Source organism: Cytophagales bacterium (genome assembly GCA_033344775.1).
Taxonomy (GTDB): Bacteria; Bacteroidota; Bacteroidia; order Cytophagales; family Cyclobacteriaceae; genus JAWPMT01.
On sequence record JAWPMT010000006.1, the window covers coordinates 469,380 to 491,304 of the forward strand.

Annotated in this window: 17 protein-coding genes; 12 read left to right on the forward strand and 5 right to left on the reverse strand. The window is 44.5% G+C overall.

The features are described 5' to 3' along the window. Positions 1-4 precede the first annotated feature (4 nt). From R8G66_31815 to R8G66_31825, 3 genes are all read left to right on the forward strand, one after another. The gene (locus tag R8G66_31815; protein MDW3197008.1) at positions 5-2,566 is read left to right on the forward strand and encodes an FtsX-like permease family protein; all 2,562 of its coding nucleotides are present in this window, start codon (positions 5-7) and stop codon (positions 2,564-2,566) included. A 205-nt stretch (positions 2,567-2,771) separates the two neighbouring features. Continuing rightward, positions 2,772-3,281 (forward strand): RNA polymerase sigma factor, encoded by a 510-nt coding sequence (locus R8G66_31820; protein MDW3197009.1) that lies wholly within the window; start codon positions 2,772-2,774, stop codon positions 3,279-3,281. Next, positions 3,268-3,864, forward strand: a complete 597-nt coding sequence (locus R8G66_31825; GenBank protein MDW3197010.1) for a hypothetical protein — start codon at positions 3,268-3,270, stop codon at positions 3,862-3,864. The genes R8G66_31820 and R8G66_31825 overlap by 14 nt, the downstream gene beginning before the upstream one ends. A 99-nt stretch (positions 3,865-3,963) precedes the next feature. On the opposite strand, the gene R8G66_31830 is transcribed toward R8G66_31825, so the two are convergent. Continuing rightward, positions 3,964-5,367 (reverse strand): family 16 glycosylhydrolase, encoded by a 1,404-nt coding sequence (locus tag R8G66_31830; protein ID MDW3197011.1) that lies wholly within the window; start codon positions 5,365-5,367, stop codon positions 3,964-3,966. Between the two features lie 138 nt (positions 5,368-5,505). Beyond that, entirely contained in the window at positions 5,506-8,118 is a 2,613-nt protein-coding gene (locus R8G66_31835; protein ID MDW3197012.1) for a WG repeat-containing protein, read from the reverse strand. A gap of 941 nt (positions 8,119-9,059) precedes the next feature. Between R8G66_31835 and R8G66_31840 the strand changes: the two genes are divergently transcribed. From R8G66_31840 to R8G66_31865, 6 genes are all read left to right on the forward strand, one after another. Then, positions 9,060-9,314 carry a DUF4212 domain-containing protein gene (locus R8G66_31840; GenBank protein MDW3197013.1) on the forward strand — a complete coding sequence of 85 codons (255 nt, stop codon included), beginning with the start codon at positions 9,060-9,062 and terminating at the stop codon, positions 9,312-9,314. Positions 9,315-9,334: 20 nt separating this feature from the next. Further along, on the forward strand, positions 9,335-11,026 hold the full coding sequence (locus tag R8G66_31845; GenBank protein ID MDW3197014.1) for a sodium:solute symporter family protein: 1,692 nt from the start codon (positions 9,335-9,337) through the stop codon (positions 11,024-11,026). A gap of 174 nt (positions 11,027-11,200) precedes the next feature. Next, entirely contained in the window at positions 11,201-13,099 is a 1,899-nt protein-coding gene (acs, locus tag R8G66_31850; protein ID MDW3197015.1) for an acetate--CoA ligase, read from the forward strand. A gap of 49 nt (positions 13,100-13,148) precedes the next feature. Beyond that, the gene (locus R8G66_31855; GenBank protein ID MDW3197016.1) at positions 13,149-15,041 is read left to right on the forward strand and encodes a DUF294 nucleotidyltransferase-like domain-containing protein; all 1,893 of its coding nucleotides are present in this window, start codon (positions 13,149-13,151) and stop codon (positions 15,039-15,041) included. Then, positions 15,041-15,718, forward strand: a complete 678-nt coding sequence (locus tag R8G66_31860; GenBank protein ID MDW3197017.1) for a 3'-5' exonuclease — start codon at positions 15,041-15,043, stop codon at positions 15,716-15,718. Before R8G66_31855 ends, R8G66_31860 begins: the two co-directional genes overlap by 1 nt. A gap of 96 nt (positions 15,719-15,814) precedes the next feature. Further along, positions 15,815-16,603 (forward strand): PhzF family phenazine biosynthesis protein, encoded by a 789-nt coding sequence (locus R8G66_31865; protein MDW3197018.1) that lies wholly within the window; start codon positions 15,815-15,817, stop codon positions 16,601-16,603. Positions 16,604-16,714: 111 nt separating this feature from the next. Here R8G66_31865 and R8G66_31870 read toward each other — a convergent pair whose 3' ends face one another. From R8G66_31870 to R8G66_31880, 3 genes are read right to left on the reverse strand one after another with little or no spacing between them, the layout of a single operon-like run. Then, on the reverse strand, positions 16,715-17,782 hold the full coding sequence (locus tag R8G66_31870; GenBank protein ID MDW3197019.1) for a hypothetical protein: 1,068 nt from the start codon (positions 17,780-17,782) through the stop codon (positions 16,715-16,717). A 1-nt stretch (position 17,783) separates the two neighbouring features. Next, a complete protein-coding gene (locus R8G66_31875) occupies positions 17,784-18,974 on the reverse strand; it encodes a hypothetical protein (GenBank protein MDW3197020.1) in 1,191 nt (396 codons plus the stop codon). After that, entirely contained in the window at positions 18,971-19,288 is a 318-nt protein-coding gene (locus tag R8G66_31880; GenBank protein MDW3197021.1) for an S-adenosylmethionine decarboxylase, read from the reverse strand. The genes R8G66_31875 and R8G66_31880 overlap by 4 nt, the downstream gene beginning before the upstream one ends. A gap of 130 nt (positions 19,289-19,418) precedes the next feature. Here R8G66_31880 and R8G66_31885 point away from each other — a divergent pair, with 130 nt between their 5' ends. The 3 genes from R8G66_31885 to R8G66_31895 all read left to right on the forward strand — a co-directional run bounded on the left by R8G66_31885 (position 19,419) and on the right by R8G66_31895 (position 21,778). Continuing rightward, on the forward strand, positions 19,419-20,192 hold the full coding sequence (locus R8G66_31885; protein MDW3197022.1) for a DUF5995 family protein: 774 nt from the start codon (positions 19,419-19,421) through the stop codon (positions 20,190-20,192). 123 nt (positions 20,193-20,315) lie between these two features. Further along, entirely contained in the window at positions 20,316-21,137 is an 822-nt protein-coding gene (locus R8G66_31890; GenBank protein MDW3197023.1) for a DUF1080 domain-containing protein, read from the forward strand. Between the two features lie 77 nt (positions 21,138-21,214). Continuing rightward, a complete protein-coding gene (locus tag R8G66_31895) occupies positions 21,215-21,778 on the forward strand; it encodes a hypothetical protein (GenBank protein MDW3197024.1) in 564 nt (187 codons plus the stop codon). The last annotated feature ends 147 nt before the right edge of the window (positions 21,779-21,925 follow it).

The window sequence follows — 21,925 nt, forward strand, 5'->3', positions numbered from 1 at the left end:
AGCATTGGACAAGCAGATTACCTATCAAAAGAAGAAATACAGCCGTTCGTGGCCCTGGCGAATGGCATGGAGAGACAGCCGCAAAAGCCGTGGCAAGTTGTTTTTATTCATTGCATCCATATCGCTGGGAATTGCTGCAATGGTTGGTATTACTTCCTTCCGGGAAAACTTACTCGACGAAATTGACGACCAGGCCAAAGCCCTGATAGGGGCTGATGTGGCAGTTAGCAGTAATCAGCCATTACCCGAGGATCGCTATTATCGGTTCAAAGACATCACCATGGACGATTCGAAAGAATTGTATTTCACTTCCATGGTGTATTTTCCTAGAACGGATGGTACACGATTGACGCAAGTCCGCGCACTGGAAGGAAAGTATCCTTACTATGGGGAGATAGAAACCGAACCTGTAGAAGCGGCTCGAAAATTCAAGGAAGGCAAATACGCCATTGTCGATGAGAAACTGATGATCCAATACAATGTGGAGCACGGTGATTCGGTGATGGTGGGCACACAAGGTTTCGAGATCATCGGGACCATCAAGCAGATTCCTGGTCAAACGAATATTTCCGGGACGATTGCACCAGTAGTGTACATCCCTCATCGATACGTGGAGTCAACAGGCTTGCTGCAGAAAGGCAGTCGGATCAATCATGTGACTTATTTCCAATTCCATCCGGATATCGACACGACCAACATCTGGCAGGAATTGGTGGATCAGACCGAAAGCAAAGGTTACGATGTAGAAACCATTGAAGAACGGAAAGAACAAACGGGTCAGTCCTTCAGCAATCTGTCCAATTTTCTGGAGCTCGTGGCTTTTACAGCGCTACTCCTGGGGTGTCTGGGTGTAGCCAGCTCGATCTATGTCTATATGAAGAGCAAAGTACAATCGGTGGCGGTGCTCAGATGTTTAGGCATGAAAGCCAGTCAGGCCATCAGCATTTATTTGATCCAGGTAACTGGTTTTGGCGTGATTGGAGCAGCCTTAGGAAGTTTACTGGGCATGGGTATTCATCTGTATTTACCGGTAATTGTCTCAGATTTCTTGCCGGTAGAACTGAATCCCGTTCCGTATTGGCCAGCATTTTTCATTGGCATTCTGCTTGGCATCGTCATTTCGCTGCTTTTTGGCCTGTTGTCTTTGATCGGTTTGCGCAACATCAGCCCACTTTCGGCCATCCGAAGTGGTTTTGATCAAGGGAAGTTTCAATTTGATAAGCTTCTGATCCCTATTGGCGGAGGCATTGCGTTGTTTATATTCCTGTCCATTTATTGGCAGATCCAGTCGGCCATCGATGCTTTGGTTTTCTCAGGCATTCTTATCGGCACTATATTGGTCTTGTTCGGTTTGGGTAAGTTGATGAGTTGGATGACCAGAAAGATGGTGCCTGCTAGTTTACCTTATGTTTGGAGACAAGGATTTTCCAATTTGTACCGTCCGAACAATCAAACGGTGATTTTGATCACCACACTAGGCTTAGGAACGGCGTTTCTGGCCACACTTTATTTCATGCAAGACCTGCTAGTGGAGCGAGTATCCATCGCAGAACAAGGTTCGCGACCGAATACGATTCTTTTCGATATCCAGTCCAGCCAAAAAGATGAAATCCGTGAACTCACCGAAAACTATGACCTTCCGGTGATGCAAGAAGTGCCAATTGTCACCATGCGTTTGCTGGAAATCAATGGTTATGACAAAGACGAAGCCTGGAATGATACGACAGTAGCCATACCCGACTGGGCTTATAATCGAGAGTATCGTGTGACGTATCGGGATTCACTAATCGATAGTGAGACGCTCGTGGAAGGGGAATGGATCGGTCAGGTAGAAAACCCGAGTGATTCCATTTTTATCAGTATTTCAAAAGGTTTTGCCGAAAATCTGGAATTGAAGCTCGGTGATGAAATGCTTTTCAATGTGCAAGGCGCATTGATCAAAACGTATGTTGGCAACTTCCGCGAAGTAGACTGGACCCGCGTACAGACGAACTTCCTGGTATTATTTCCCGCAGGAGTACTGGAGAAGGCACCCCAATTCCATGTGCTGGTGACTCGTATTGATAAAAGTGATCTCTCCGCTCGCTATCAGCAAGCAGTGGTTCGGAGCTATCCAAATGTGTCTATCATCGACCTGGAACTTATCCTGAAAACATTGGAAGAGATCCTGAGTCAGGTCGCATTTGTGATTCGCTTCATGGCCTTTTTCAGTATTGGTACCGGTTTGATTGTCATGATCAGCTCCATTATCCTAAGCAAATTCCAGCGGGTAAAAGAAAACGTACTTTTGCGAACGTTGGGGGCATCTAAAAGTCAGCTCTGGAAAATCACCGTAGCAGAATACCTGTTTTTAGGAAGTCTCGGGGCCATCAGTGGTATTTTCCTGGCCGCCTTGTTTTCTACCCTACTCGGCAGGTTTGTCTTTGAATTCACTTTCGTCCCCAATTTTGGGCAGATCGGCTTGATTTTCCTGGCTGTGGCTGGCATCAGTGTTACAGTCGGGCTTTTGAACAGTAGAGATGTGGTTCGTCAATCTCCTTTGGAGGTGTTGAGAAGAGAAGGTTAAGGTTTCAAAACCATCATTGCTTAACGTAAAGAAATTCTACTACAATTTCGAAAGTAACCGCTACGCGATCACCATTATAAATTCGTGGAATGGCGCTTTACTCTTGACCTAAATCAAGCATCGAAAACTTTTTTCAAAGACGGTGTGATTTATTTACTATTCCAGCGAATAATGAGGAAAGAGTAAATGAATACACACTGATCATATGGAGAAAAAAGAATTCATTCAGTTTTTAGAGGTCAACAAATGGATTCTGTTCAAAGTAATCAATACGTATTGTAAAGACCCTGAGGACCGCAAAGACCTGGAGCAGGAGATATTGATCCAATTGTGGAAATCACTGAAAACGTATGATTCGAGATCCAAGCTTTCTACCTGGGTTTATCGGGTAGCAATGAATGTTGCCATTTCATTTTACAGATCAAATCAACGAAGAACGAAGGATACGTATTCCATCGAGTCGACTGTTTTTCATTTGGTCAATCCTGAAGAAACCCTTACAGAAGAACGTCAGCATTTAAAATCATTCATCGATCAGCTGGACCCCTTCAAAAAAGAGATCCTCATCCTTTATCTGGAAGAGGTTAGCTACAAAGACATTTCGGAAATCGTTGGGATTACGGAAAGCAACGTGGGGACCAAGATCAGTCGGATCAAAAAAGAGTTAAAGGAATATTTTGTTAAACTAAATCAAGAGAATCATGGAATTGGATGAATTGAAAGCGACCTGGAAACAAGAGAAAAAGGCCCTTGAAAATCGCATCAAATTAGATGAAGCGTATATTCAAAAGTTTGCTTTTGATAAGTCGAAGGGCGTCTTTGATAGGTTGATGACTACTGCCATCATGGGTAGAAACCTGGCATTGGTTTATATGTTGATTTCGTTTACTGCATTGTACTTTATGCAAGCTGAGCTTTGGCAAAGTACGCTGGTCTTTATTAGTGGATTGGCCATGCTTTTTTCGTTTTTTCAGCACAGGTCTTTGAAAAAACCTGCTTACAGTCTAATGAACACGGTCGAATTGCAAAAGGCCATTGCGCAGTTTAGGATTCATACGGCTAAGCACGCAAAATATGACCTGGGTATTGTCGCCTTATGGTTCTCAGCGATGATTCCAGTTTACCTGAAGTTGTTTTCTAATCAATCGATCAATTTTGTGGATCAGCTTTTGGTCTCAGCAGCGATCGTGGTTTTGATGGTCGTTTTGTCTCCTTTTATCTATGGCAGGTATAACCGGCAACTCGCGGAGAATGAGGCGCAATTAGCGAAGGTGATAGAATTTGAATCGTTGGATTGAGCACCCCTGCCCTGGTTGAACTTATGTACATCAACCTCTTAAAAAAAGAAAGCCACAGGCCATTGAGATCTGCGGCTTTTTATATTTAATTATTTTTTTCTAATCCTCTGAGAAATACAGGTTATCCACCAAAATGTTGCCATTGAGGAAAGCATCCAGTTGATTGGTCGGGTTCCACAAAGCAAAGACGATGCTCAAGTTGCTCAAATCCAGACCCTGGAAGTCGGCCATCGGGATCTTGTACACCATCCATCCGTCATTTTCCTCGGGTGTGTAGTTTACCAGGAAGACAGCTGCGGCTGAGCTTTGTTCCGCACTTTCCAGTTTCACTTCGGCATCTCTAAACTCTTCTGGATATTTCAAGGAGAAGTTGAGGTGTCCATTGCTGTAACCAGACATGTCTTGTCCTGCCATTTCAAAGAATGCACCACCCCAATTGGTACCAGGGTAAGCAAACTGCAGACTGGAATTACCTTCGATTGCATCAGTAGATTCTGTGACTTCCGGTTCTCCGCCACCACCAAAAGAGGTGATCTCCAATTGGCCGAAGCCATCAAAACCATCCTGAACAGCATGAATCGCGAGTCCGTCATCGACAAATTGACCTAAGGTTTCTTCTTCAATATCCAAAACGGGGGGATCTTCAGCCATCAAGTCATTCCATTGGTATACGCGAACAAAATCTACCAACATACTTGTAGGGAAGGCAGTGGTTGCGTCAGGATTTCCTGGCCAATTGCCACCTACAGCCACATTCAGGATGAGGTAAAAACTTCGCTGAAACTCTTTCATATCATCTCTGATACTGATCTCACGGACCAGATTGCCATCTACATAGAATGTCATGGTTTCAGGTGTCCAATCCAACGTATAGAGATGATAGGCATCATCAAAAGTGGATCCCGAGGCATTGAGTTCTCCCTGAATGGATTCCAAATCTTGTTCGGAATTGGTGAAATGGACCGTGCTGTAGATCTGGTCCGTATCATGCCCAAGCATCTCCACAATATCAATCTCCCCTGAACCCGGCCAATCGATGGGATCTTGAAAATTATCTCCCAACATCCAAAAGGCAGGCCAAATTCCTTGTCCGGTAGGCATTTTGATCCTCGCTTCTACTTTCCCAAAACGGACGCTACGCAATCCTCGTGTTGTAATTTTCGTGGAGGAATAATCGGTTCCGTTTTGTTGTGCGGTTATCGCCAAAACACTGGCATCTCCATCCTGCTGTATGGATACATTTTCTGAGTTTTCTGTATAAAGCTGCAATTCGCTATTGCCCCATCCCACCGGCAACCCGAAACCTGTGCCGTCGCCTGTTTCGAAAGTCCAGATACTGCGATCCAGAGAAGTTCCGTCAAATTCATCACTCCAAACCAATGTAAATCCATCGTATTCGGTAATCGCTCGGCCTGTTCCCGGATCATCATCGGTACTACAGGAGGCCCACATCAAACAACTTCCTAAAAGCAGAAAAAGTAACTTCGATCTGTAATTCATCATGCTCACTATTTATTCCGAAAACTAAGGTGACGAAAAAAAGCTAGCATTCCTTGAATTGAACTACATCACGACTACATCATTGATTTAAGGGATTTATTAAACATGAGTGGTTGGTGGATAAAACCTTCGTTTCAAGGATCAATCTTCACAATAGATCTTCTCATATTCCTGTACGCGGAAAGCATAGGAACCGAGCTTTTCACCCTTTTCGTTGAGGTAGAGCAGGATGTAGAATCCGGTTTCGGGACTGTATACTTCAGCTGTGAATAGAGGATCTTCCTGATTACCGAGGTTCCGGATCTCGTTGAATTTCGGGGGAAGTAATTCACCGTTTCGGCTGCTGGCCAGGCCATAACCCCGCTCGCCGTAGAAGGTGGCAATTTGCAGGTCTTCCCGGCCTACGATCATTTCAAAGTTGGATACGGTATCGATCAGAAATGACCCATCATTGAGATTCATCAAACTCCAATCCGCTTCATCTTTAACCCAGGCCGTGGAATCATTCCAATAACGGATCTGGTCATAGTCGAAATCCACGATCTCATCTTCACTTTCATCAATGATTCCGTACTTGCCTTTGGCTCGGGTGATGTAATAGGGGCCAAAGCGCTCCAGTTTGGATTCATAACGTGGCAAGATCAAGGTACTGTCCTGTATGTCGTATGCTCCGATTTTTCCTTTCGACAACAGAAAGATCAACCCGTCTGATTCCTGCATCGCATCGTACTGAAATGCGATTAACTCTTCACCTTTTCCATTGATCATTCCCAGTTTACCTCTTTGTTTCGTGATAAAAAGCGAATCGTCCAGTGGTTTGATTTCTTCGTACTTCCCGGAGAACAGCAATGCTCCGGCTTTGTTCCATAAGCTGGTTTCTTCCTCATCCAAAATGGTGATGTAGTCCGCTAATTCTTCATTTTGTAATGGCGAAACCGCAACTACCTGCTGGTTCTCCGTCAATTCCGTTTGAATTCCATTTGGAAACAATACCTGCATTCTGGCACTGTCGTCCCGGTAAACCGCCGTAAAATCACCCGCCAAATACAAGGTGTCCAATCCTGATTTTGGAGCATCCAGGCTATTTTTATTGTACAGGGTCCACAAAGAATCTTGTTCCACACCGATCCATACTTCATTTTCCAACAAATCAGTAAGTAACCCCCTTGGGCTGTTAGCTTGTAGTTGGCTGAAACGATAACCATCGGTTGTTCTTGCGTAATGGAACGGCGTACCCGGTGTTACTTCATAGTCACCCCAGGGGATCATAAAACTCAATTGCTCATTCATCAGGCATTCCCAGTCACCTCGAAATCCGATCAGTAAGGAATCTTCGACGACTTCAATGTCATCAAACTTGAATTCAAGTTCCAGCGCATCGTCCTGCAATTGAGTCATGATCTTTTCAGTCGTATAGACTGCAAGGCTTTCTCCTTTTTCAAAAACCCAGAATACCCCATCTCGATAGATGTCATCGTATTTGAATAAGGTAATTGGATATCCGGTATTGGAGATCAGTCCATATTTCCCGTTCACTTTGATCCTCAGCCATTGGTCGCCGATGGCCGCCGCATCTTCCAACCCATCCCATATTTCAAAACCTGATTTGTGGATCAACTGCTTACCCTGATCACCTTCTAATAACAACACACCCAATCCCAGGTCTTCAACCAGATCAAAAGATCCGGTGTACATAAGGTTACCAGAACGGTTATAGATCTCTTGTTGGTCATTGCCACCGAAGAAAAAGTCTGTCTGTATGTCTCCGCAGAAATAATCTCGATTGATTTCCGCAAATGACAAATCCATCATTGCACCGGAACTTGTCATGAAGCGATATTCTCCATCTTCATAAATGGGCACGGTTAACCTCTTAATGGCAGTGCTTACCCGTTGCAAAGAATCACGAAAGGCAATTCCTGACAAATCAGGGTTAGCATTCAGGTGATACCAAATGTTGACAGCTTTTCGAATTTGTTTGGAGTTAGGGTATCCTTTGAAGTAGCGTTCATAATCCTGAGCAATATTGGAAGCCGTCATTCTTTCGAATATGATCTTCTCAGCCCGGTCACGGTAAGGTGTCTCCGGTTGATCTTTCAAAAAGTCTACGTAATCAGAAAGCTTGTCGGAACGAGTATTCTCAAGATACAACAAGGAATCATAGCCAAAACGCGCCTCAGGCGAGTAATAGGATTGCGGGTATTTAAGAAAGAATTGCTGATAGGCCGTAGAAGTATATTGCGGTTTTACCTCTTTCCAGACCAGGCTATCGCGGAGTTTCACCAAATTCGGATTCCGGGGGTCAGCGGCATACCAACCCATGTATGCTTCAAAAGCAACAATGGTATGCGTATCCATGGCTCTGGCATAGTGCTTATCACGGATCCTTGTGTCCAGATCCTGAATGTTCTGAATACTGACCCTGTTCTTTTCAAGGTCCTCCAATTCATCCTCACTGGCCTGTTCGTAATCTTCGAGCGCTTGCCAGACCGTAATGCGGGCCGAGTCCAAATCGAATAAAGTCAAAGAATCAGTGGCCAATAATCCGGCGAGGACATATCTGGCACCAGGATTTACAGGTTCTTCGGAGAGTGATTCCGAAATGAGTTCCAGTGCCTTAGGGAGATCTTCTTTTTCCAATGCCCTGAAGATTTTTTTCAGATCCTTGGCGTTTGCATACCAAAACCCACAAAGGATCAACAAGAAGCTGAGCCATCTTTTCCAATTGGATGTCCTTAAATCGTGGTTTTTCATTGCTTTTTTATGACACGTTGCTGGTATCGAAATCGTTGTGACTCAACCTGTAATCATACAAAATTAGCACTCCGCTTTATTTATGCCTTTGTGTAATCAATAATTCAATAATCCCGGTCAGTCAGATATTTTCCCCTTCGGCCCACATAATGCCGGATGGCGTGTCGAAAATATGAAACAGTTATATCACTATCTACATTTGAGGCTCATACAAAGGCGAGTATTTTAAGCGGTGATTTTTTCCGTCTTTATAAGTCGGAAAATTTTTCTTTCGATTCCAACCAGCAAAATAGGATTCGAAAAATCATTGAAGGAGTGACCTCCCGGTTACTCCTTTCGTGTTTTTATACCTGTCACTGTTTAAAGAGGTTATTATCACTTCGGTTCGATCCGTAAACTTGTGGAGCAATTGTACAAAATGAAGTTGTCGATTTCGCTCGGCCTTGATTCATTTTAGGTTTTTGGGTCAAAGAAGAGCAGAAAAGAATAAAATTCTGTTCGAGATTTTTGGAGTCACATTTAAATCACTTCTATGAATAGCGAGTTTATTTTATTCCTGCTCTCTTGGGGCAAAAAGCATTAAAAAATGAATCCGGCCTAGATTTTGGGCCACTTTTCATCGATGGAAAAGTGGTGAGAAAGAACGTGCTTCTGACAGTAATTTACCTTCCACAGGTAATCTAAGTGATGAACTCAAATCTTTAATCTTAATAATTATACTCTAAAAGGTAGCACCCCAAAAATATTGCTTGATCCATCACTTCTCGTTTCATCTTCTAAGAAATTGGTTTTTTCCTTTCAATTCCTTTTCTGAAAAAGGATTTTTCAAAGTCAAAAGTGTGAAATGCGCTATATTGACAAAATCGAAAGAACCGCCTGAAGGCTTTCACGAGAAAATTTGAATGAATAGGTGAGGGTTGTTTCGATGAAAACCTTAACCTATGTCTAAAAATCTTGAAAACTACTGGAAACGTAACCTCAAGTACCTGGGGATCCTTCTGGTGGTCTGGTTTGTCGTCTCCTATGGTTGCGGCATTCTTTTCGCCGATGCACTTAACAGTTTCATGCTAGGTGGATTTCCACTGGGCTTCTGGTTTGCACAGCAAGGCGCCATTTATGTTTTTGTGGTCCTCATTTTTATCTATGTCTACTTGATGAATAAGCTGGACAAGGAATTTGACGTGGACGAGGAATAACAAACTAAAAGAAAAGCATTATGGATCCTCAGATTTGGACTTACATCATGGTAGGCGGTACTTTTTTGATCTACATCGGTGTAGCCGTTTGGGCCCGAGCTGGCTCGACGAAAGAGTTTTATGTTGCCGGAGGAGGTGTACACCCGGTTGCCAATGGAATGGCCACTGCTGCAGACTGGATGTCGGCTGCTTCTTTCCTCTCAATGGCTGGTTTGATCTCTTTTATGGGTTATGGCGGCGCGCAATATTTGATGGGTTGGACCGGGGGTTATGTATTGCTAGCCTTGTTGCTTGCACCCTATCTACGAAAGTTTGGGAAATTTACTGTACCTGATTTCATAGGAGATCGCTACTATTCGAAAAATGCGCGACTCGTCGCTTTGCTTTGTGCCCTCTTTGTCTCCTTCACCTATGTGGTAGGGCAGATGAAAGGTGTGGGTGTCGCCTTTGCACGATTCCTGGAAGTACCTTTTGAGCAAGGGATTTTCATCGGTATTGGGATCGTATTTTTCTATGCCGTACTTGGAGGGATGAAAGGGATTACTTACACGCAGGTTGCCCAATATTGTGTGTTGATCTTTGCCTTTACTGTTCCCGCTATCTTCATTTCCATGCAAATGACTGGCATGCCGATTCCACAACTAGGTTTTGGAGGCCAACTTGCTGATGGGACATACCTTTTAGCAAAGCTTGATCAGATCTCCGTAGATCTCGGCTTTCAGGAATATACTTCCGTCAATCAAGATAACATGGTGAACATGTTTTTTATCACTGCCGCATTGATGCTGGGAACTGCCGGACTTCCACACGTGATCGTAAGATTCTTTACCGTTCCTAAAGTCAAAGATGCTCGAGTATCAGCTGGCTGGGCCTTACTGTTTATTGCCATTCTTTATACCACCGCACCAGCTGTTGCGGCGTTTGCCCGAACGAATCTGATCAATACGGTATCAGAAAAACGGTATTCGGAAATGCCAGGATGGTTTTCCAATTGGGAGAATACTGGCTTATTAACGTTCGACGATAAGAACAAAGATGGAATTATCACTTATGTGGCAGATCCTGAAGTCAATGAACTTAGCATCGATCGAGATATCATGGTGCTGGCAAACCCTGAAATTGCCAATTTGCCTGATTGGGTAGTTGCTTTAGTAGTTGCGGGAGGTTTGGCAGCTGCACTTTCAACAGCGGCAGGTCTATTGTTGGTGATTTCTACTTCTATTTCTCACGATTTGCTGAAAAATTACCTAAAACCAGACATCAGTGAAAAAGGAGAATTGCGTGCAGCTCGTATTTCGATAGCAGTTGCCGTGGTATGCGCAGGACTGGCTGGGTTGGTTCAATTGGGTTTTGTGGCGCAGGTAGTGGCATTTGCCTTTGGTTTGGCAGCTTCTTCCTTCTTCCCAGCGATCATTCTCGGGATCTTTGATAAGAAAATGAATCGAGAAGGTGCCATCGCCGGAATGATCACTGGAATTGTGTTTACGGCCTCTTACATCTGGTATTTTAAGCCCGTGTTGGGTGGACCCGGTACACCGGAAGGCTATTGGTTCGGTATCTCACCGGAAGGAATAGGTACCCTGGGAATGTTCTTCAATTTGATCGTGGCGTTTGTCGTGTCAAGAATGACCAAAGAGACACCAGCGGAAATTCAGGAATTGACAGAAAGTATCAGATATCCACGAGGAGCAGGTACGGCAACTGACCACTAGCCAAACTCCTAATTTGTAAGAAAAACAGTGCTAATCACCGCAAAAAGTGTAGGAATGGTAGTGCTGTGTACTAAATCCCCCGTAGATCAGGAACACTAAGCAGGCATTGATCGGTTTGCCTACCTTTACTTTGCTCAATAAAACCTGTCTTTAACAGATAAACTCACCCTTCAAATGAGTCATAAGATACAAACGCTATCCGGCTACATTCATGAATACCAAAAAAGTGTACTACAACCCGAAGAGTTTTGGGGACGTATAGCTGAGTCTTTCCATTGGAAAAAGAAATGGGATAAGACCCTGGAATGGGATTTTGATGGTCCCGATGTTAAATGGTTTAAGGGTGGAAAACTGAACATTACCGAAAACATTTTGGATCGGTACCTCTACACCAGTGGCGATAAACCAGCCATCATCTGGGAACCCAATGATCCTCAATCCGAAGGGAGAACGATCACTTATCAGGAATTGTACGAAATGACCTGCCAGTTTTCCAACGCTTTGGAAGCTCGGGGCATTGGAAAAGGAGATCGTGTGATCATCTATATGCCCATGGTACCTGAAGCGGCGGTTGCGATGTTGGCTTGTGCCAGAATTGGTGCCGTTCATTCGGTCGTATTTGCGGGTTTCTCTTCTCAATCGCTGGCAGATCGCATCAAGGATTGTGAAGCCAAGGCCGTTTTGACTTCCGATGGAAACTTCCGGGGAGCCAAGCAAATTCCAGTCAAAGCGGTCGTAGATGAGGCCTTGGAGCAAACCTCTTCTGTAGAAACGGTCGTCGTGTTGAATAGAACCGGTGATGAAATTACGATGGCCGAAGGTCGCGACATTTGGTGGAACGATGCGGTGGCAGGCCAGCCAAAAACACATCAAGCGGCTGAAATGGACGCTGAAGACATGCTGTTCATTCTGTATACTTCAGGATCTACAGGAAAGCCCAAAGGAGTGGTTCACACTTGTGGTGGTTACATGGTGTATACTTATTATTCTTTTCTGAATGTCTTCCAATATTCACAGGACGATGTGTATTGGTGTACGGCTGATGTGGGCTGGATCACAGGTCACTCGTACATTGTATATGGTCCGTTGTTAGCCGGAGGAACCACGGTCATGTTTGAAGGGGTGCCTACTTATCCTGATGCTGGACGCTTCTGGCAAACCGTTGATAAATACAAAGTCAATCAATTTTACACGGCTCCTACGGCCATTCGAGCGTTGCAAGCTTTCGGAACAGAACCGGTAGAACCTTATTCTTTGGCGTCTTTGAAGGTGATCGGGTCGGTGGGTGAGCCAATCAATGAGGAGGCCTGGCATTGGTATCACACCCACATCGGAAAAGGCAATTGCCCATTGGTGGATACCTGGTGGCAGACCGAAACCGGCGGCATCATGATTTCTGCGCTGGCAGGCATTACTCCAAATAAGCCTGCACATGCGTCATTGCCGCTACCCGGCATCCAGCCGATCATTGTGGATGCGGAAGGAAATGAATTGACTGGAAATAACGTTGAGGGAAACCTGTGCATTAAGCACCCGTGGCCATCCATTCTTCGCACGACATATGGGGATCATGAGCGATGCAAGCAAACGTATTTCTCTACCTACCCTGGCCTGTACTTTACGGGTGATGGCGCCAAACGAGATCATGACGGCTATTTGCGGATTTTGGGCCGCGTTGATGACGTGATCAATGTGTCGGGTCATAGAATGGGAACCGCAGAAGTAGAAAACGCAATCAATGAACATCCTGAAGTCGTAGAATCTGCGGTGGTTGGATTTCCACATGACATCAAAGGCCAGGGAATCTATGCCTATGTGATCTGTGATGCAAAAGACAAGGATGAGGAGACATTGAGTAAAGAAATCATGAATACGGTCCGAAAGATCATTGGACCGATTGCCAAACCCGATGTGGTGCAAGTCGTTCCCGGACTTCCAAAAACACGTTCGGGTAAGATCATGAGAAGAATCCTTCGTAAAGTGGCGAGTAAAGACATCTCTAATCTGGGGGATACTTCCACACTACTGAACCCCGAAGTAGTAGATAAGATCATTGAAGGGGCCAATATCTAATAAGACATAGCCGGTCGCAACCTTTTCAAGTTGCGCCGGTTTCCTTTTTATGGGCAATGTCATCACCGACCGGGTTGCTTTCTTTCTGAAAGACTTTCATCCATTTTCATTCCTGGATCAGGAGGATTTGGAGGGGCTTGCCTCAAATATTACTGTAAAATTTCTTACTACGGGTGAAACGCTATACCGAGAAGGAGCATCATTCAAAGAGGAGATCTATGTGTTGCGTCAGGGCAATGTGAAATTGCTGAAGCAAGAGGAGTCTTCAATTCGGTTAGTCGATCAATGTGAACCTGGGGATGTCTTCGGTGTTAGGGCGTTTTTTATTGGGAAAACCTACGAGCTTACGGCTGAATGTGCGGAAGAAAGCCTGGTATATGCCATTTCAAAAAAGACTTTTCAAGTATTGTTGGAGCACAATGCGAGTTTTAGTCTCTTTTTCGCCAAGGGCTATGCTTCAGGACAAGTGATCGTTCGAGGAGAGTATCAGCAAGAGACCAGTCCGTTAATGAAGGCTCGTTTCGACAATCAAAGGCTGCTATATTCCCGAGATGTATTGACTTGCCAACCCTCAGATAGTATTCAAAAGGCGGCGCAGCTCATGACTGATCGAAATGTCGGTTCCATCATAGTAGCGGATGCCGATCGAAGGCCATTGGGTATATTGACGGATACGGACCTCAGGAAAAAAGTCGTTTCGAAAGGGATTCCGATCGATCAACCGATCAGCGAGATCATGTCTTCACCGGTTTTTACGGCTCATGCAGGTCTTACCTTGCCGGAAGCACTTGGCGCAATGATCAAGAAACGGTTGAATCACATCGTGATCACGGAAGACGGGCAAAATGATAGTCCGATTTCCGGTATTCTTTCCGACAGAGATGTGCTGGTTTCCCAGAAAAACCACCCTGCGGCGTTGATCAAATCCATTCACAATTCGAATGAAGTACAAAAGTGGGCGGATGCCCGAAATGCCGCGGAGGCGCTGCTGAAAGAATACCTGGAACAGGAAGTAAGCATTTCGTTGGTGGCAAATCTGATCACTTCCATTAATGATGTCATCATAGAGAAAGCATTGGATAAGGCCATTGAAGAAACTCCGGAAGCGGAAAAGCATTCATTTAGCTGGCTTAACCTGGGCAGTGAAGGCCGTGAGGAACAGCTCCTTCGTACGGATCAGGACAATGCGTTGGTATTTGCAGATACGGAGAACAACGATTCCACCCGTGAGATCATGGTTCAGGTCACCTCCAAAGTAACCGAAATGCTGGATATGTGCGGGTTTGAAAAGTGTCCCGCAGACATGATGGCGTCTAATCCAAAATATTGTCTTTCCCTCTCAGAATGTAAGAACCTCTTTTCTAAATGGATCAATGTGCCAGACCCGGCATCAATCATGAATGCCACCATCTTTTTTGATTTCCGTGCGATGTATGGTAGTCGTAGTTTAGGGGAAGAGGTTCATGAACATCTACGACGTGAACTGAAACCTGGGTCGCTTTTCTTTCATAACCTGGCAAAAAATGCCTTACAAAACCCCCCACCTCTGTCCTTTTTTAAAAATTTTCTTGTCGAACAGAGTGGTGAACATCGCAGCGAATTTGACATTAAAAAGCGCGCAATGATGCCCATATCTGATGCGGCCAGATTGCTTTGCCTGTCACATGGTATGGTGGACATTCAAAATACAGCTGAGCGTTTCCATGCTCTGGCAGAACGGGAACCCAATAATCAAAAACTTTTCGATGAGGCGGCTGCGGCTTATGAGATCATGATGCGGTATCGCGCCATGAACGGATTGCACAATTCGGACAATGGCAGGTACATCCAGTTGACTGAATTGAACAAGCTGGAGAAGCAAATGATCAAGAATGCCTTTATTCCTATCAAGGACCTACAGGAATTGATCAGTGTTCGGTTTCAAGCAAACGCTTTCGATTGATGCTTTCGAGGTTCTTTGCCAAAAAAGTCACTTATCCGGAATGGATGGCCAATTATGAGGCTCAGGTTTTCAAACCAGAGATGAAACAATCCATATGGTCGCCGGGATACGTCGTATTGGATTGTGAAACCACAGGAATTGCCAAAAAGGACAAGATCGTCTCTATAGGAGCGGTTATCGTCCAAAATAAATCCATTGCTTTAGGCAATGTGTTGGATATTCATTTGCCAATCACAGAGAACTCTGCCGCCGCTGCGATTCATGGAGAATTGTCCGATCAATCAAGGGAGAGAGACATTAAGCAGGCCCTTCCGGAGATCCTAAATTTTCTGTCCAACCATATTATCGTAGGTCATCACCTTCCGTTTGACCTGGGGAAATTGAATAAGTTGTATCAATTGCACTATCCAGGCTTCAAATTGAAAAACCCTGTCCTGGATACCATGACGATGATGAAACGCATTGATCCGGTCCGTTACGAACGAAATGTTGCCGGATCAGACAGCATGCAGCTAGATGTCCTTTGCAAAGAATTCGGCATTCTGGTGGAGAACCGACATACGGCACTGGGTGATGCTTACCTTACGGCCCAGTTGTTTCAAAAGCTTTTGGTAAAATTGAAAGCAAGAGGCATTGATACGATGGGTAATTTGCTGAAGACACCTGGTGGGTTTTAAAAGGCATTAGAAATACCCTAAAGATTTCGCGCACATTTGTAATGTGCACGAGCAACAAATATTATGGAGCTTATAGCTCCAAATAATAATGAATAGATGAAACAAAAAATATATCAAGTAGACGCATTTGCGGAATCGGTTTTTACCGGAAACCCTGCAGCAGTTTGTCCTTTGAATGAATGGCTCAGTGATGAGGTCATGCAGAAGATCGGCATGGAGAATAACCTCGCGGAGACAGCCTTTTATGTGAAAAGGGACGATTACTATGAATTGCGCTGGTTTACGCCAATGGTAGAAGTAGACCTGTGTGGACATGCGACCCTGGCGGCTGCTTTTGTGTTGTTTAATCATGAGGGTCATGATTCGGATGTCATCCAATTTCACTCTCCCAGAAGTGGGCCTCTGACTGTGACTCGAAATGGAGAATTGCTGACTTTGAATTTTCCTACGGATAAGGTCGAGGAAGTCTCCATTTCAGATTTAATGCAGTCCTGTTTAAACGTACAGCCAATAGCTGCCTTCAAAGGCTTGACCGACTTTCTTCTAATCTTCGAAAACGAACAACAGATCCGACAAGCAATTCCTGATTTGGTGAAAATTGAAGCTTTAGGAGGCCGAGGCACGATCATCAGTGCGCCAGGAGAATCGGTTGATTTTGTCTCCCGGTTTTTTGCCCCGCAATGTGGTGTTCCTGAAGACCCGGTAACGGGTTCAGCGCACACTACACTTACTCCCTATTGGTCAAAAACGCTGGATAAAACCAAAATGAACGCCATCCAGCTTTCGAATAGAACGGGTCAATTGCAATGTACTTATTTGAATGATCGCGTAGAGATCAGTGGCAAAGGGAAATTGTATTTGATTGGTGAGATTGCTTTGGGGTAGCATTCGGCATTACAAATGCCCAAAACATTTCGCCCAGATTGCAAATGTGCGCGAGCGACTGCTTTTATTAGTAGTATCTATTAAGTACCCTTCGAGAGTCACAGGGCACTTTTATTCCAACAACGCCTCCTTCAAATACGGATTTTTCTCATTGTTTTTCCAGATAAACCCATCCACGATGTAGTGGGTGATTTGTGGGACAGAAAGCAATCCTGTGGCCAGTACCTGCCAGTGCAAAGCGGGTAACTCTTCGAAATAGGGCAAGAACTTTGCGAAAAAGGCACCATTCTCTTTGTTGACAAACAGATCCCAGAAGTACTCTTCACCGAGTGCAAGTACCAAAACCCCTCCGATGACCATCAGGGCATACTTGAACTTTCCGAAGCGAATGGACTTCAGCTGGAATTTTCGCTGCTGGTAAAACAGGATCAGGGCCATATAAGGGATTCCGTGAGCCACCACATTGGTGATGGTAAATACCAGGTCGGAATTAAAATAGACAATGCCGATGTACCAATTTCCGGCTGTGGTCAATACCCAAAGCACTTTTCCTGTGGGGAATGGCTGTTCTTTTGATCGATATGTCTCCTGGACCAACCAGATTCCAATGATCAGGAAATAAAACCAGGAGCCAATTACATTTAGCGTCGAGATGAATTCCGGTTGCCATTGCACAAAATCACCGGTGATGAACCAGGAAAACTGACGATCCAGGTTGAGGTGCCAGAAAAAAACCGGATAAAGCATGCTTAGATAGATCACGAAGTTGTCGGAGAGCCTTTGCTTTTTGAAATCCCTGGCTTTGGCTTTGTAGATGCGCATGAAGCCATATTGCTGCTTGATGAAATGGAAAACGGCCACATAGGCCAATACCCGCCAAAAAAGACTTATAGAAATACTGGAAATGGCCACTGCTCCTGCAAATGCTAGCAGCGGTGCGAAGATCAGCAGTTTACGGTGATGTTGATATTCTTCCTTGTCAAGGTAGGTCCGAAAAAGCGTGGACCAAACATGACTGACATCTATGCCTAATACAAAGACGACCCAAATCCATAACGGTACTTCCATGGCGGTCCATTCTGTCGGAAGTCCGAACATGACCATCCAGGTTACCCAAACTGGTAGAAAAAGCCAGACCAGGTCATAACGTCGGTTAAATATCCAGTTGGATCGCTGCATGCTAGGGCTTTGATAGAAAAAGGGGCGTTTTGATCGTATTGATGACAGGATCTGCCTGATCAAAATAACCACTTTTACCAAAGCTAAGCATCATTTGCATGGCTTCCCGATTCCACCAGCGAGTTGTCACATTCGTTCCTGTATTTTCAAGCTTTTGATGAAGCTCGCGATCCTCTTTCGATGCAATGATCCAGCCCCATTGCCCGATTGTAGGCACCTGGTTATGATAATTGACTGTCTGAAGGCCAGTAGCTTCCAGGGTAGCTTTGATGGAATAGTGTGTGTTGGGGTGGAAATATGGACTGGAAGCTTGCGTAACGATCAGGCCATTGTCTTGTAAATGTGCACGGCACAACTCATAAAATTCCAGGGTATAGTATTGATTTGTGGTAATGTCAATAGGATCAGGCATGTCCACGATGATTACATCATACAGTTGAGTGGTCTGATTCAACCAAACAAAGGGCTCTTCTGAGATCACCGATACGTCCTTATCAGTGCTTTTTTTGAAAAAACCAATGTCCAGCGGTATCACATCGATATGACGAGGGCTGTATTTTGTAACTTCTTGCAACGCAAGGCTATTGTCCCCTCCGATCAACAGTACGTTTTGATTGATGCCCATTAGGCTCATGGCCGGATGAACTAACGGTTCATAGTACAGATGTGCATCGATCGTTGCTGCAGACAATCGGCCGTTATAGTGTACCCATTGCTCGCCTTTCCATTGCACTTTGTGAATTTTCCCGTGGCGTGTGGCTGTACTCTCCACCAATCGGTCGAAATACAGGTTTTGGTCAGGAATGAACTGAAAAGGAAGGAACCAAACTACACCACCCGCGAGAAATAATGGCGAGAACTTCATTTGTTCAAAACGCGTGTTGCCTAGTAAGATACCCGTTGTTACAAAAAGTATGTTAGGAATGACCCAGGCGTAATCGGTGTGTTGCAGCGCAAATGAAAGAATGGGATGTAAGGTCAATGTACTTAGTAGTAAACTCAACACAGTCAGCCAGAATGGGAATCGATTCGTTCCTTGAAATTTTCGGCTGATGAGCCAGGGAATGCCCATGCTGATCAATAAGCCCACTTCATCAGCTAAGTGATAATCGAAAAAATGATTGTTGACTTTCAACGCCCAAACGATCAAATTCAGGATCCCGACAGCCAACAGTGTTTTACCGACGGTCATGAATTCGCGCCAAGGATTTCAGCATTCACTTTTTTCTGGTAATGATTAAAGGCGGTCACAAAATTGACAAACAGATCTGTATTGCAGCTGCTGATCTCGATGTAGGCTTTGTTTTCTTCCGGAAAAGTATGCAAGGCACAATGGCTTTCCGCCAGTAACCACATGGCCGTGTATCCCTGGGGCTCGAAATGATGCTCCATGAAATTCAGGATGGTAAATCCTGATGTTGCGACAAGGGCTTCAATATCGGTTTTGAGTATTGTGGCATCTGATTGATGTACCCACGAAGAGAAATTGTCAATTTTAGCTTCCATGAAATCGTTCGGTAGCAGCAAATTTATACTGCCGGCTGCACTCACAGACGGTACAACGCACAAGAAGGTTGACAGAAACTGCGGTATTGTTAGCTACAATTTTTTATCTTCCTCGGAAAATACCCAGTCCATGTTAGCTAACAGCATAGAACAAGTAATTGAAAAGCTTCAGGAGATTATCAATGAAAGTGAAGACCAGATGAGTCCAATAGGGTATTTCGCAGCACTCTACCAAAAAGTGACCGAAAGAGTAAAGCAAGGTATAGCAGACAAATACTTTGATGATAATGAACGGATGGAGCGACTAGATGTAGTTTTCGCCAATCGCTATCTGGAAGCTTATTATGCTTATCAGGCAGGGAAGCCTTGTTCGAAGTGTTGGGAATTAGCCTTTGAAGCAACTAGAAGCCGGAAGCTGATCGTCCTGCAACATCTTTTTCTAGGGATGAATGCGCATATCAATCTGGACCTGGGAATCGCTTCAGCACAAATAGCCCCAGGTGAGCAAATCAAGGCATTGGAAGGAGACTTCATGAAGATCAATGAAATCCTTTCGGTCCTGGTCAATGGTGTTCAGGATGAATTGGCCCGTATCTGGCCAATGCTGAAGTATCTGGATCGTTTGGCGGGCAAATCGGATGAAGCGCTGGCGGCTTTCAGCATGGGAATTGCCCGAGATGGTGCCTGGCGAGTTGCCAAAGAAGCTGCAGACCTGTCTGGTAACGAACTACAACAGTATATTAATCAGAAAGACAGGAAAGTGGATAAATTCGGCAGGCTTATCTATAACCCTGGCTTTTTTCTTCGGAGCGTGGTTTGGTTCATTCGGATCATGGAAAAAGGTACAGTAGCCCGTAAAATCAGAATTTTGGATGGTTATACCTCCCAGAACGCTTCTAAATAGGGCTTGAACGCCGCCTTTTTTATTACTATCTCGCAAAATTTAGTTTTATTAGCAACTAGTTCCGATTATTCCAGTTTTTCCTTTGGGATACGAGAATACCATAGACGCAACAACCCTTTAAAGATGAAACTTTTCTTTACGTCACTATTGGTGATAACCATATTGGCAGCTTCGGCCCAAAACAAAACTGCGCCTACTTATCAAATTGATAAGACCTCACCTGAATCGACAGAACTGTACAAAGAAGTACCTGTTGTTACCCCTTCCCCGAACCACAAATCTCCCTCGGACGGGATGGTGTTGTTTGACGGGTCAGGAACCTCAGAATGGCAAAAGAATCCCATCCAGATCGTAGCGAGTATGCGAGAAATGGATCCGATCATCCGTGGTTTGAAGGATAGTTATCAGATGGATGCCATCGAATGGGTAGTGGAAAAAGGAGAAATGGTGGTCAAGCCGGGGAGCGGAGCCATCGCAACAAAGAAACATTTTGGTGATGTACAATTGCATCTGGAATGGAATGCCCCAGTTGATGAAGGAAAATCAAGCCAGTTGTACAGTAACAGTGGAGTATTCTTCATGGGCATGTATGAAGTTCAGATCCTGAACTCTTACGACAACCCGACATATTCCAATGGCCAGGCATCTTCAGTGTATAAGCAGCATATACCCTTAGTGAATGCTTCACGTCCTCCTGGCGAATGGCAGGTTTATGACATCATTTTTACTGCGCCACGATTTTCTGATAAAGGAACGCTGGTTACACCAGCCCGTATTACAGTCTTTCACAATGGTATTCTGACTCAGAATAATGTTGAATTATTGGGGCCTACATGTTACATAGGAACACCCTACTATGTACCCCACCCCGAGAAATTGCCCTTGATCCTACAAGATCATGGTGATCCCGTACGTTTTAGAAATATTTGGATTAGAGAATTATAAACTATAAAACTATTAATGATTACTGTCGTTCCGCCAAAACGACAATAACATCGCCCACCACTAACTACCGCTAACACTTGGAAAATTTAAAAGAACAATCCGTCGAGGAACTCTGGAAAGAATTTACCAGAGAAGACCTCAGGTCTAAATTTAAAGTCTCGAACTTTGGAAGGGTATGGTCTTATCCGGCCAACGACCCTGACAATCCCATTTTACTTTCCGGATATAAAAATGCTGGGTACCACGCCATTCCCACCAAAAAGAAAGACGGAAAGAATACGCTCATTTATATCCATAAGATTGTTGCCGACCTTTTCGTGCCCAATCCAAATGAATACAAGAAGCTGATCTTCAGGGACCGTAATCGCACGAACTGCCATGCCAGCAATCTGGTATGGGTAAGCAAAGAAGAGTATGCTGACTACATGCGAGAGCGAAAAAGTGTTTACGATTACCGACCGGACTTCAAGCCTAACACAAAGCTGACGCCAGCTAAAGTAGCCATGCTTAAAAAGATCATTCACGATCCGAATCGAAAGACGCGCTATAAGATCATTGCCAAACGATTCGGGATCAACATCACGACCCTTTTTGCCATCAAACGTGGCGACAGCTGGAAGGATGTGGAGCCGATGAAGTGATCTTCTCTTCGATTCCATGCCTAGATAAACCAGTATCAAGAAATTAATTTAGAAAATCGTCATTCCGGTCATCACTTGACAATCATGCGTTTTTCCCGGATTTCATTGATGTACCGGAATCTCAATAATCAGAGCAGTTGACAATTT